Source organism: Chitinophaga sp., from assembly GCF_036569125.1.
GTDB lineage: Bacteria > Bacteroidota > Bacteroidia > Chitinophagales > Chitinophagaceae > Chitinophaga.
Genome location: NZ_DATCRF010000784.1, coordinates 1 through 13,760, shown reverse-complemented (window position 1 = coordinate 13,760; position 13,760 = coordinate 1). Strand labels below are relative to the sequence as shown.

The 13,760-nt window shown below is 46.6% G+C and carries 11 protein-coding genes; 3 read left to right on the top strand and 8 right to left on the bottom strand.

Features of this window, described 5'->3' with window-relative positions; all coding sequences use genetic code 11:
* The first annotated feature begins 447 nt into the window (after window positions 1-447).
* Window positions 448-2,151 (top strand): sodium:solute symporter, encoded by a 1,704-nt coding sequence (locus tag VIM87_RS28920; RefSeq protein ID WP_332000349.1) that lies wholly within the window; start codon window positions 448-450, stop codon window positions 2,149-2,151.
* A gap of 131 nt (window positions 2,152-2,282) precedes the next feature.
* On the opposite strand, the gene VIM87_RS28915 is transcribed toward VIM87_RS28920, so the two are convergent.
* From VIM87_RS28915 to VIM87_RS28885, 7 genes are all read right to left on the bottom strand, one after another.
* The gene (locus VIM87_RS28915; RefSeq protein ID WP_332000348.1) at window positions 2,283-2,522 is read right to left on the bottom strand and encodes a hypothetical protein; all 240 of its coding nucleotides are present in this window, start codon (window positions 2,520-2,522) and stop codon (window positions 2,283-2,285) included.
* 12 nt (window positions 2,523-2,534) lie between these two features.
* The gene (locus VIM87_RS28910; RefSeq protein ID WP_089917073.1) at window positions 2,535-2,825 is read right to left on the bottom strand and encodes a DUF1360 domain-containing protein; all 291 of its coding nucleotides are present in this window, start codon (window positions 2,823-2,825) and stop codon (window positions 2,535-2,537) included.
* 12 nt (window positions 2,826-2,837) lie between these two features.
* On the bottom strand, window positions 2,838-5,027 hold the full coding sequence (locus VIM87_RS28905) for a hypothetical protein (RefSeq protein ID WP_332000347.1): 2,190 nt from the start codon (window positions 5,025-5,027) through the stop codon (window positions 2,838-2,840).
* A gap of 347 nt (window positions 5,028-5,374) precedes the next feature.
* Window positions 5,375-6,223, bottom strand: a complete 849-nt coding sequence (locus tag VIM87_RS28900; RefSeq protein WP_332000346.1) for a DUF2911 domain-containing protein — start codon at window positions 6,221-6,223, stop codon at window positions 5,375-5,377.
* 158 nt (window positions 6,224-6,381) lie between these two features.
* A complete protein-coding gene (locus tag VIM87_RS28895) occupies window positions 6,382-7,056 on the bottom strand; it encodes a response regulator transcription factor (protein WP_089917089.1) in 675 nt (224 codons plus the stop codon).
* Window positions 7,057-7,157: 101 nt separating this feature from the next.
* Window positions 7,158-7,961: a sensor histidine kinase gene (locus VIM87_RS28890; RefSeq protein ID WP_332000345.1), complete on the bottom strand. Its 804-nt coding sequence runs from the start codon at window positions 7,959-7,961 to the stop codon at window positions 7,158-7,160.
* A gap of 679 nt (window positions 7,962-8,640) precedes the next feature.
* Window positions 8,641-9,045: a hypothetical protein gene (locus VIM87_RS28885; protein WP_332000344.1), complete on the bottom strand. Its 405-nt coding sequence runs from the start codon at window positions 9,043-9,045 to the stop codon at window positions 8,641-8,643.
* Between the two features lie 732 nt (window positions 9,046-9,777).
* Here VIM87_RS28885 and VIM87_RS28880 point away from each other — a divergent pair.
* Window positions 9,778-10,665 (top strand): hypothetical protein, encoded by an 888-nt coding sequence (locus VIM87_RS28880; protein ID WP_332000343.1) that lies wholly within the window; start codon window positions 9,778-9,780, stop codon window positions 10,663-10,665.
* A gap of 224 nt (window positions 10,666-10,889) precedes the next feature.
* Here VIM87_RS28880 and xerD read toward each other — a convergent pair whose 3' ends face one another.
* Window positions 10,890-11,786, bottom strand: coding sequence for a site-specific tyrosine recombinase XerD (xerD, locus tag VIM87_RS28875; RefSeq protein WP_332000342.1), 897 nt, complete (start codon window positions 11,784-11,786; stop codon window positions 10,890-10,892).
* Window positions 11,787-12,521: 735 nt separating this feature from the next.
* Here xerD and VIM87_RS28870 point away from each other — a divergent pair.
* A partial coding sequence (locus VIM87_RS28870; RefSeq protein WP_332000341.1) for a biotin carboxylase N-terminal domain-containing protein occupies window positions 12,522-13,760 on the top strand: 1,239 nt, incomplete at its 3' end.

Below are 13,760 nucleotides of genomic sequence, written 5' to 3'. Positions count from 1 at the left end.
ATTGTGATCAAACGTGTGCAGGTAGGCCTGTTCATTGGTTTGGCGCTGGGGCTTTTAGGGGGAGGATTGTTGAGGAGAAGATAGGTTCAATTACGAATTGTTCAATTACGAATTACGAATGAGGAAAGTATCTGAAGTATGTAGGTTTGTAATTTGTACATATAGTTCGTAATTATTAGAAATGAAATAACTAAGGAAGTTTTTGCTTCACTGTAATTCAATCACGTTATTACGCCATTATCAATTACGACCAGGGGACCATGTTCATTAACAAAACACAATCCATTCGTAATTCGTAATTGAATAATTCGTAATTCACCTGTAATTCCTGTTCATGGAAAATGAAAAGCCACCGTTATTCAGGGCATGGTGGATCTGGTACCTGTTGGTGACTGTTTGGCTGGCTGTACTGATCCTGTTATTCTTTTTATTCACCAAAACATTCTCATGAGTGTACTGGATTGGATAGTCCTATCCGCAACTTTAGCTGTCATTATTTTATACGGTGTATGGAAAAGCCGGGGCCAAAAGAACATACACGGCTATTTCCTGGGCAACCAGTCCATGCCCTGGTACATTGTGCTATTGTCCATTATTGGTACGCAGGCCAGCGCCATTACCTTTATCTCTGCTCCCGGTCAGGCCTATACGGACGGAATGCGTTTTGTACAATATTACTTTGGCCTGCCGCTGGCCATGGTGGTGCTGTGCATCACCTTTGTGCCCATTTTCCATAAGCTGAAGGTATTTACCGCTTATGAGTTCCTGGAACAGCGGTTTGATCTTAAAACGCGCACCCTTACCTCCATTTTATTCCTGGTGCAAAGAGGGCTTTCCACAGGCATCAGTATTTATGCGCCTTCCATCATCCTCAGCAGCCTGCTGGGCTGGAATATTTACTGGACCAATATTGTAATGGGCGGAGTGCTTATTATTTATACCATGTCGGGCGGTACAAAGGCTGTTAGCTATACGCAAACGCTGCAGCTGGCAATTGTATTCACCGGTATGTTCCTGGCCGGGTGGATGGTGGTGCATTTGCTGCCAAAGGATATTGGCTTCAGCGATGCTTTGCATGTAGCAGGTAAAATGGACCGTCTGAATGTGGTGGTAACTGATTTTGACTGGAAAGACCGCTACAATATATGGAGCGGTTTGATAGGCGGGTTTTTCCTGGCGCTATCCTACTTTGGTACAGATCAGTCGCAGGTAGGGCGCTATCTTACCGCGCGTTCCGTTACAGAAAGCCGGCTGGGATTACTTATGAACGGGCTGGTGAAAGTGCCCATGCAGTTCCTGATACTGCTGATAGGCGCGCTGGTATTTGTGTTTTACCTGTATTTCCGTTCGCCCATTTTCTTTAATGAAGCGCAGCTGGCTAAAACCTATCAGTCCGAACAGGGACCTGCGCTCAAAAACCTGGAGGCTCACTATAATGAGCTCTCTGCCGTTAAACAGCAGCAGGTAAAGGCCCTGGCCGATGCTTTGGCCGCGAAGGATCAGAACACGGTACGCACCACCCAGCGTGATTTACAGGCTACGGAATCTGCTGCTGCCAGCCTCCGGGAACAAGCCGTTAAGCTGATTAAGAAAGCCGATCCTGCGGCGGATGATAATGATACCAACTATATTTTCCTGCACTTTGTAGTACATAACCTGCCAAAGGGATTGGTAGGGTTGCTGATAGCCATTATTTTCCTGGCCTCCTGGGGCAGTGTGGCAGCGGCGTTAAATTCACTCGCATCCACCACCGTGGTTGATGTGTATAAGCGCATGGTGAACAAGGAGGATTCCGATGAGCATTACCTGAAAGTATCCAAATGGTGGACGCTGATCTGGGGCATTTTCTGCATAGCGGTAGCACAGTTTGCCAGCCAGCTGGGAAGCTTAATAGAAGCGGTGAATGTACTGGGCTCCCTGTTCTACGGCGTAATACTGGGCATTTTTATGATTGCCTTTTATATTAAAAGGTTAGGAGGCACTGCCACGTTCTGGAGCGCTGTGATATCAGAAGCACTGATCATCACCATTTATAAATGGGACATCGTATCCTTCCTGTGGCTGAATGTAATAGGCTGCGCACTGGTGATAGTGCTGGCGTTTTTGATCCACTGGTGCTTAATAAGTAAAAAATTAAAAGTGAAAAATTAAAAATTTATTGCCGGGAGCCTTGTGGCAATGCAGGAGTTGCTTCGTCACTTCTCCTACTTTAGCCCGTCTGCTCCTCGCAACGACGTTCGCTGCATTCACTTTTACATTTTTAATTTTTACTTTTTAACTTTTCATTCCTCCACCTGTATCAAATTCGGGATCTCCTGCATGGTTACCGCATCTTTTGAATGCACCATTTGCACTGCGCCTTTGGAGGCAAAGCGGTAGATCTTGCCTGTATTCATGCCTACGGTAGTTAAGGCCGTATCTCCAATGTACCGGAAGGCAAAATGAGTGGCATCATGCCCTAATAATCGTTGGGCCGTGCCCGTTGTAGCAGCCAGGGAGGCTCTTTTTTTTCCGCAACACATAGTGTAGTCTTTTTAGGATGAAGTATTTTCCTTTGAGGTTAGTTTTTCCAGTAAAATAGCAGCGCCGGAAAGGGCCGGCCATAACAGCAGGCGCTCCTCCCAGCTAATGCCCAGCCATGCGGCAAAGGGCAGCGCTATCCAGATGCTTAAACAATAAAAGCAGTCAAGCAGGTTTCCGAAGAAACCTGCTCCTGCTTTCTTCCGCAACCAAAAAATAATGTCAAACGGGCCGTCTTCTGCCTGTAGCAGGTGCGTAATGCGCCAGGTGGCCAGTATACATAGTATGAATAAGTATATATGCATGAACGTTAGTGCTTATCCTAAACAGAAACCTTTAGGCATATAATTGTAATACCCGTACTGGCTGCTGCCTACAATGGTACGGTCATGGCCCTGGATCCAGATGTTGTAGCCACAGGGCGGTGTAACATTGGCCGTGGTTTGCAGGGTCCAGGTGCCGGACTTGCCGTTATTCGGCAACGGGAACAGGCCGCTGCCATAAGCCAGGGATGCGGTAGGCAATCCATCAATGGTGATGGTGGTGCCTGCTGCGGCCGGGGTAATGTAGAGGCTCAGGCCATTGGCATCATTATCCAGCATCTGGTAAGTGCCGGAGATGCTGCTGCCCGGCGGAAAATCGCCGCAATCGCCACCGCCGCTGGTAATGGTCACATCCACATCCGGTGCATGTACATCGGCCAGGAATTTCACCCATTGGCTGTTGTAGAACACGCCGCCCAGGGATACATCTTCAAACTCTATCTTAATATAATGCACGCCGTTCTGGGCCGGTACAAAGCTGCCAAACAGGTCGTCCACGATAAAGGTGTTGGAGCTGGGGTTGGCCAGGTAAGGCATCCAGCCGTTGGCATCAGGCGTAAGCGTGATGGCCGGGCTGATGGTGCCGAAAGTATCCGTTTTAATATGAACAGGCGTCATAACAGAATGTTCAGAGGTTCCTGGTTCTATAACACGGATCCGGTACCGGAAGTTGTGTGTATTCTGGTTAAAGAAGCGGCCACGCAGAGTGGTATTACCGCCAAACGGACTTTGTACTGCCGTAAAGCCAAGCGTGTGCAGGCCATTGGCTTCGCCTGTTACACCGCTGATCAGGTCTACCGGCATACCGCCCAGCAGCTCTATAAAGGGTTTCAGCTGGCCGTTAGGTACGCCCTGCGGCAGCGGTTTAATTTCAACGGTGCATTCTTCACGGTCGCCCCAGGGTGCTACCCAGTTGGGATCAATAGGCGGTACATAGTTCCAGGAGAGGATCACGCGCAGTTTGGCTTTACCGGTCTGGCACCACTCTTTCTGGTACGGGTCCAGCACTATTTTCAGCGGGGCGTTGTACCACAGGCCGCCATCGGGCACGGGAATATCGTGTACGGTTACGGAAGAGGTACCCATGTACACCCATCCACCGCCAAAGTCCATATAATACGCCAGGTACTCTTTAGAGCCTTTGGAGCACAGGTTACCGGAGTAGCCGGCATTGCGTTTTATTTGAATGGCGGCATTCAGCGTATCAAATTCGCGGTTCAGGCCTACACAGCTAACCTCTTCATATGTGGTGTTGAACTGTTGCTGCTGCAGCACGCCAATAATGTCGCTGAGGTCCAGCTCATACTTTTTCAGCAGCTCGTATTGCGGTGCTGTGATGGCCGCTTTGGTGAACAGGGCATTGCTTACAAAGCTGTAGCCTTTACGGGCGGGTTCCACATCTTTCCCATAAATTTTGCTGATCTCTGCCAGGGAATAGTTTTCTTTTGCCACAGCAGTGTATTCCAGCGGGGGCAGATCTTTTTCTACCTGGTCAAACTGCTTTTCATCCAGCTTCACGCCTACATTTACCAGTATATCATCCAGCAGGCAAATAAAACCGGTACGGGGCGCCGCCTGGATGTTGGCATCCAGCACATTGCCCCAGATGGGGATCCAGAAAGGCGCTCCGGCAGGCGGGACCTGGTTCCAGGAAAGAATGGCGCGTGCGCGGGGCAATACCGGTTTTTTATCACAGCAGCTTCTTTTCTTAGGTGTAAAGGTGGTGAACAGCTCGTAGCACAGGTCCTCATTGGCGCCAAAGTCGTGGATGTTAAAGTCCACCACGCCCTCATCTTCCCAGGAGGTGCCGTTGTCGTAACTTACATAAAAACGTACATACTCTTTGCTGCCGGGCGTACAGGGGCCGCCGCTGTAGCCATAGCCCTGCTTCACCTTTACAATGGCGCTCAGGCGCTGTATGTCCGGTTTGTAGCTAACACAGGTTACCTGTTCGTAAAAGGTGTTGTACTGGATGTTCACCTCCGGTTTAAACAGCTGGTTCAGGGGGCTGTCTTTGTCCTGGATGCCGAAATAATTTGGATTTTTAAGCAGCAGCCAGTGTTGCTGGCTTCGCAGGCCGGCATTGTCGTCTGCTGCTGCTGTTGCCGCAGCGGGTGCTGTTTTGGCAGGTACTTTTGCAGTGGGTGCGGTTTGGGGAACCGCTTTACGTGGTTGTGATTGCATAACATTACATTTTGGGGTTCAATTGAAAAGTATACTTGACCTCTGAGTATGGAGGTTCTTTGGGGTTACAGGATACAAAAGTAAGGGAATGGAATAACAGCAGACAAGCGTAGAAATACCTGATTAATGTGCAGATGTGCAGGTGTGCAGATGTGCAAATGAATGCAATCGATGGGTGAATGAATGTGCTGATGTGCTGATATGCTAATGTGCTGACAGGTTGGGTTAGTGTGTCAATGGGGAGTGCAATCAATATAAAACAAAACTGTCCTGCACCTAATAAGGCGCAGGACAGTTAAATACGATTTACTTACATCTGCACATCTGCATATTTGCATATCTGCACATTAATCCAGCGTTGCTATCAGCTTATTATTCAGCGCTACATAATCATCGTTCTTAGCTTCTTTGGAGAGCTCGATTGATTGCTGGGCTGTTGCTTTAGCGCCTTTTTTGTCGCCGGATTTGGCCTGGATCCTGGCTTTCAGGTAAAAGATGTAAAATGCCTTGGGATTTTCTTTGGTTGCGGCATCTGCCCAGGCCAGCGCCTGTTTCAGATCCTTACCGTTCTCAAAATAATAGTTGGCTGCTGCAAAGTAAGGTTTCTTTTCACCTTTCATGGCTTCATCTATCTGGTTCATTACTTTACCGTCAATATCGGCAGTAATTTCAACCGGCACACCGGTGCGCTCCCACAGCAGCATCATGTTCATGGAGGTAGAGCGTACCTGGTCAAACATGATCATAAAGCTTTCAATGTCAACCGGCAGGTCAACCGCACCAACGGTAATACGTACCACATCATTTTCAGGTTTGTAGGCAGCAGGGCTGGTTACATCCAGGTCTTTGGTCAGGATCACGGTCCATTCAGACTGGCCGGGAATGGTGAGCAGGCCGTATTTACCGGCTTTCACATCTTTGCCGCCGAATTTTACATCATCGCCAAAAGTAATGGTGGTAGCGCCATTAGCGCCTGTTCTCCATACCTTGCCAAAAGGCACCAGGTCGCCCATGATCTTCCTGCCTTTTACTGCCGGGCGGGAGTAGTTCACTTCTACAGATGATAAGGCAAAATCCTGTTTAACGGTTTGAGTAGGACTGGGTGCAGGCAATTTCAGGTTCTGTGCAAATGCACCCTGAGCCAGGCATAAAAGCGCGCAGGCTGCTACAGTAAAATGGTAACGGAAAGTTTTCATAATATAATTGGTGGTTTAAAATGCGTAAAGCATAAAGCAGAAAGCAAAAAGCATAAAGCAGAAAGGGTAAAGCAGAAAGCATATAACGTTGATAAGTATACGTTTATCATACTATGTAAGCAGCTTTATGCTTTCGGCTTTCAGCTTTCCGCTTTCCGCTACTCAATCAGTCCATTCCTGAATGCATAGATCACCAGCCCTACGGTATTTTTGGCGCTGGTTTTTTCCAGCAGCTTTTGCCGTATGCCCTCTACGGTGCGGGGGCTCAGGAATATTTTTTCAGAGATCTCCTGGGTGGTGCATTCATTGCAGATCAGCTGCAGCACTTCCTTTTCACGGTCGTTCAGCTGCAGTTCTGTATTGGCGCTGTTGCTTTTAAAGGTAGGTTTGAACTGTTGTTTATTCTTGTGCAGTACTTTCTTCAGCAAGGCCAGGTTTACATTCTCGCTGAAATAAAATCCTTTCTCATACGTGGTACATATGGCTTCGTAGATCTCTTCCGGTTCGGCATTTTTCAGTAAATAGGCATTGGCCCCATTCTCTACCAGGTGTACAATAAAGTTATCATCTTCATACATGGTTAATATGATGACCTTTATATCCGGGTACCGTTCCTTTACCTGGATGGTGGCCTGTATGCCATCCATATTGGGCATTTTCAGGTCCATCAGTATTACATCCGGCTGCTGCTCATCCATGATCTTTAACAGGTGCTCACCATCTTCTGCCTCAAAGATCACATTAATGTTATCGTACGGGGTGAGTGTATTAATAACGCCGCTGCGAAAGATCTTGTGATCGTCAGCAATCGCCACTTTTATCTGTTCCGCCATAGGGAGTAATAATTGTGTACAGTGTAAATAGCCCGTAAAGTTAAGTGATTTTTTTTCTTAACGTTTAATGATCAACAATTTAATAACTAACAACTTATTAGCTAATTCACTGACGGTTGATAATTTTCCACCCGTATCTGCGCAATCGTTCCTTTGGGTGCCCTCGATACAAAGTTGATACTTCCGCCGATAATATTCAAGCGGCTTTCGATATTTTTAAGACCAAGGCTGCCTGTTTTCTTGCGGGAGCTGTCCAGGGCGGCCAGCAGCAGGCCATTGCCATTGTCTTCTACGTCAATGCTTAAGAGGGTGGGGGTGCTATGGTAAGTGATCAGCACTTCGGTAGCCTGTGCATGTTTCAGGATGTTATTCATCAGCTCCTGTACCACGCGGTATATGTTCAGGGCTTTTTCCCGGTCTACCGGCTGCCCGTTACCTGCGGTCTTAAAGGAGATGGCTACCTGTTTATTCTTGTTCATCAGGCTGCAGAAGGAATCCAGGGCATGGGAAAGGCCCAGGTTATCCAGCGCCTGGGGGTGCAGGCTTTGGGAAATGAAACGCAGGTGCTGTATAATGGTGTCTGTAAAATCTTTGGTTTCCTTTAAACGGTCGCCTTCACCGTTGCCGTTCTTAAGATGCTGCTGCAGCTGGCCGATGTTCAGCTTTAATACGGAAAGCTGGGCGCCTACTTCATCATGCAGGTCTTCTGCAATCCGTTTGCGTTCTTGTTCCTGGCCCTGTAAAACAGCTACCAGGCGCTCCCGTTGCAGCTGCAGGTCTTTATCCCGCAGCACCAGCTTGTGCTGGATCACCTGCTTTTGCTGAAATATTATTAATACTACTACTATTATTCCTAATAATAGCATAGCACCGGTACCTATTATAACTATTTCAACAATGTTCATGCACGCTGCTTTTTAGCTTTCATTATGCCAATATAAAAAAGAATCGCTTCAAAAATACCGGCAACAAAAGTGAGGGATTGTGCTATGTTAGCATTGTCTAAAGAATGTCGAAGAAAAAAATTAAAGGCGAGATAAAACAAAAAGGACCCGCAGAGATAGACAAACAATCCTGCATTAAACCAAAAATTTGGTAAAGCATTAATAAAGATAGATTCCTTAATTAATCTGTCATCAAATATAAGTTGAAAGAAAAAAATACTGCCGTAAGAAAGTAGTATAATGGTTCTGATGGCAGCGAATATAGAATTATAGGAATTAATTCCTTCCAACTTAAAAAAGTCAAGTAGAAAAATGAAGATAGCTAACGTCAATAATACTTTTATCAATAACTTGAAAAAGGGTTTTTCTATTAAAAGGTAATAGTATACAGTAAGTATAATAAACTGTACACCATTCATGATAGAACCAAATAATAGGGTGTTACGATATAGCTTGGCTATTAAAAGAGACCCTACAGCAAAAAAAATGCTGCTGATTAGATAGTAATATGCCCATTTTCCGGGCTTATCAAGGGATTTGTAATTGAAAATGAAGGGGATCAAAAGCAAACATTCGATCCCCGTCATTGTATAAAACAAAATATCAACTATACGCACTTAGAAAGTCTTTAAAATCAAACTCAGGGACAATAATTCGGGCACGATAAGCCGCCATCTAATGCTTTACCACCACCACCTTCTTCCGGATCGCCCGGAGGAGCAAAACTTGCACCCGCGGTATGCGGCTTCGGCGGATGGTAAGGCATGTTCTTACCTTCTTTATTTACAGGATAGATGACCATTTTCTTATCGTCAATTCCGTCACCATCCAGATCTTTACCATAATAAATACGGATGCCTACACAATCCGGGCAATCCAGCAGTTCTTTAATCTTATCCTTACCAAAAAAGTAAGCTCTGGTAGAATTATGTCTTCCTTTTTTTGTTTCATGATCATGGAAGTTGCCGATCAGCCTATCAGCTTCTTCCAATGTAATGAATGTTCCCGCATCAGGGGGGAAGATCCTTTTTGTTGTGGTACTCATGTGTTTTAGTTTTAGTTAGTAGAGTGTGATGAGTTATGGGCGTAAAGGTATCATAAAATCTTTCTCATCAAATAGCCGGTATATATAATACTTTTGTGTTAATTGTAACTAAAATCCGGCCGTAATGTAATACCAGTAAGAGTTTGGTAAATATACCCCTATTGAACCTTTTTTGCCATTTCCCGTATTTTTCGGAAAAAATGCGTAGTTCTACGCATTCGGGGATCCTACCTGGCACAGCCATTTGTTTTTCCCCGGTAATGATTATTTTATAAGCCGGCTGTACTGGCCGGTTGTACAATAAACCAGATGCTTTTACCTGTTTTTTACCCCGGATCCTAACACCATATGATAATAGGAGTTTCAAAACTTTTTTTCGCATAGGGATGACCGTTAAGATCCCCGCTTTCCCGCGCCTGCAGGGGCTAATGCGTACTTTCCGCAAAATTGCGTAGTTCTACGCATTTTTCCCTTTTAAGCAGTTTAACGCTTGACTGCTGTCCCAATATTCTCAACCTTTGCATCATCGACCTAAGGAAAAAGATTTTGGAACACGTTATTCACAAGAGGGGGACAGTACTTGGGTTTTCACTTTTTGGGCCTTTCTACCCATGTTTGTTTCTTCGGTATATGCAGAGAGAAAAAGAGTAAAGAGAAAAAGTATGGCTATTCTCACGAATAGCCGGTTTTTAGGTTTAGCTCGTTAACCCCTTTTTTTTAAACTTTAAAACTATGAGTTACCTGTTAATTGGCAACATCTCTGCATTGATCTGTGACGATTGTATCGAACCGCTGGCAAAAGGCCGCTTACGGATCTACTTACCAGAAGGCACTTATCCGGCCGATACCTCCGGCCTGGCTAAGTTTAACCACCTTATACAGCTAACGCCCACGGAAGTGGCGCGTAAAGAACATCGTTTGTTAACAGAAACAGTGCTGGATGAAAGAGGCGATTTTCGCCTTTCCTGGGAACAGCTTCACCTGTTCACGGAACCCCTGGAACTGGATCTGTGTTTAGAGCAGATCCCGGGCCGGGCCTCCGGTAAAAACAGCGTAACACAGTATCACCTGAGCAAACTGGTGCCACACTGGAAACGCACAAAAGATAAATACCTGGCCGCATTTGCCTACGTGATCCCTTCCGAACACTGGAACCTGATCCGCGGCAGCTACGACACCTGGGTGATTAGCGGTACGGTACGCCATTTTGAAACCATGGCCGGCCAGCCGCAGTTGAAAGTAGAGATCTACAATGCGCAGAACAGCTGCTTACTGGGCGCCACCCATACCAATGGGCAGGGCCGCTATAAGCTGCAGTTTGGAGTGGAAGATATGTCAGCAGGACCGTTACCGGTAAAACACGGGCAGCATCATACCGGCCCGGATGTATATTTTAAGATTTACCGTAACAATCAGCTGCTTTGGGAGGAGGATGCACAAACGGCAAAAAGCCCTGAAAGGAGAGCTATTGCTCCCTGTACACTACTGAATATCGTAATTAAGCCTGCTACCGCCACAAGAGCTACGCGGCAACTGGCCCACTGGTTGGGCGGTTGGTCTGTAGTAACCAGGCAAAGAAGGAGACATTCGGATGATTTTCAGTTATTAGCGCCATTCTAAGAGTTTTAGTTAGGAGTCCATCTTGTTTGAGAGCCCCAATGCAAATACAAAAACAGCTACCGCTTCAGCCAGTTATAGGTAGCTGTTTTTTTTATTTTAGATTTTAGATTTACGATCTTAGATTTGATTACAATTTGTTCCTGGCAGGGATTTAACAGAACCGTCTTTCTCTGGAGTAACCCAATCCCCGTTCGAATCGTAAATCTAAAATCGTAAATCGTAAATCAAAACCTCGGATGGAACCGCTGCAAAGTATCCCTTAAATATTCCCGGTCCAGGTGGGTATAGATCTCCGTTGTAGTAATACTTTCATGCCCCAGCATTTCCTGAACAGCTCTCAGATCCGCGCCGCCTTCTACCAAATGGGTGGCAAAAGAATGCCGGAAGGTGTGGGGCGATACCTGCTTTTGAATACCGGCTGCCGCCGTTAATTCCTTGATCACCAGGAAGATCATTACCCGGCTTAAACCGCTGCCACGGCGGTTCAGGAACAAAGTATCCTCCTGTCCCTTTTTAATAGGTACATGCACGCGGATCTCGTTAGCATACAGGTTAATGTATTTCATTGCATCCCGGCCAATAGGCACCAGCCTTTCCTTATTACCCTTCCCGATCACACGAATGAAGCCCGCATCAAAATGCAGCTGCGATATTTTAAGGTTCACCACCTCGCTAACGCGCAAGCCGCAGCTGTACATAGTTTCCAGGATGGCGCGGTTACGCTGTCCTTCCGGGGTGCCGGCCTTTATTTGCCCGATAATGCTTTCTATTTCATCAAAGCTCAGCACATCCGGCAGCTTGCGCCGTATCTTGGGCGCTTCCAGCAGCTGCGTAGGATCCTCTTTAATAAGGTCCTCCATCAGCAGGTATTTATAGAAAGCCTTGATGCCGGAAATGATACGTGCCTGCGAAGTGGCCGTCATGCCCAGCTGGGCTATCCATTGGGTACAGGATTGCAGGTCATCCAGCGTAACCTGCTCCGGTGATATTTTTTTGTTGTTGGCCAGCAGGTACTGCTCCAGCTTTTCCACATCGCGTATATACGCCTGCACGGAGTTTGCCGAGAGCGAGCGCTCCAGCTGCATATAAGCGCTAAAACCTTTCAGGTACACGTTCCACATAAGTTATAAATAGTCCATGGTCCATAGTCCATGGTCCATGGCATATTACGTAAGGTGATTGAAACGTAAATGTAAATTAAAATAGTCCATGGTCCATAGTCCATGGTCCAATGGCATATTACGTAAGGTGATTGAAAACGTAAATGTAAATTAAAATAGTCCATGGCCGGTGGTCCATAGTATGTTGCGTAAGGTTGATGAAACATAAATCCAATGGCTTTCAGCTGGCTGAAGGCTGAGTGGGTGCAAGGTTACAGATGAATGCCGTCGCGCATACCTGCGCATATTTGCGGCGTTAGCTCAGCGGGCTTAATCAACTGGTATGCATCTTTCTTTTCTGCTGCGAAGCTTTAAGATGAGTCTATCACCGCCTGCTATTGATGCTCATCTTCCAGTTTCAAACCCGCCGGCAACTGGTTCTATATCTATCGTGCTCCATATTCGATTATGTTGATGCTTCATCTTCCAACTCACATTTTAATTCCCTGCTCTCTGCAATCGGTTCCATATCCCGCACACCGTTCCCCAGCTTCCTGCTTCCTCCATTTCCTCCCAAACATGCCGTTTAGAACTGATTAACTAAATTTGAATATTATCCATTCTAATCATTCTTTAATTAGAAATATTTCAACAAATTCAGGTGTTCTTTTACTATTTTAGCGCCGCCTGATACAAAGGTTTTACCTTAATTTAGCAATGCAATTTTAACAAAAACGCATACTTATTTAACATATCATGCCGGACATTCCACTTCAGAAGATCCAGAAATTACTGGTAGCAAACCGGGGAGAGATCGCAGTACGCGTATTGCGCGCCGCTGCAGAACTACGCATCCGCACCGTAGCTATTTTCACGTATGAAGATCGTTATTCACTGCACCGCTACAAAGCAGATGAAGCCTACCAGATAGGCAAAGACGATGACCCCTTAAAACCTTACTTAGACATTGAAGCCATTATTCACCTCGCAAAAGAACAGCAGGTAGACGCCATTCACCCCGGCTACGGATTCCTGAGTGAGAACGTGCAGTTTGCACGCCGCTGCCGGGAAGAAGGTATTATTTTCGTTGGTCCCACACCGGAAGTAATGGCCCAGCTGGGCGATAAAGTAGCTGCCAAAACCCTGGCCCGCGAAGCGCAGGTACCGCTGATAGAAGATAGCCAGGTAAAGCTGGAAAGCGTAGCCCTGGCCTTGCAGGAAGCAACACGTATAGGCTTTCCCGTAATGCTGAAGGCAGCCGCCGGCGGCGGCGGAAGGGGCATGCGCGTAGTGCATAATGCAGCTGGTTTGGAGAAATCATTTACAGAAGCCCGCAGCGAAGCTGCCAAAGCATTTGGCGATGATACCATCTTCATTGAAAAGTTCATTGAGGAGCCCAAGCATATTGAAGTGCAGCTGATGGGCGATAACCATGGCAATATCGTACACCTCTATGAACGTGATTGCTCCGTACAGCGCCGCTTTCAGAAGGTAGTTGAAATAGCGCCCAGCCCCAACCTGCCGGAAGAAACCCGCGAAGAGATCTATGAATACGCACTGCGCCTGGCCCGTAAGGTGAACTATAATAACGTAGGCACCGTAGAGTTCCTGGTAGACCGCAGCAACAAAGTATATTTTATTGAAGTGAACCCCCGTATACAGGTAGAGCATACCGTAACGGAGGAAGTAACCGGTATTGATATTGTACGCTCGCAGATCCTTATTGCACAGGGCCACCAGCTGAGCGATCCGGAGATCTTCCTGAAAGGGCAGTCGGATGTAAAGCTGAACGGTTTTGCCGTGCAATGCCGCATTACCACAGAAGACCCGGAGAATAACTTTACCCCGGATTATGGGGTGGTAATAGCCTACCGCAATGCCGGCGGTTTCGGCATACGCCTGGATGAGGGCAGCACCTATTCCGGCGTAAAGATCTCGCCCTTCTTTGATTCCATGCTGGTAAAGGTAACCGCTTCAGGCCGCACCCTGTCAGGC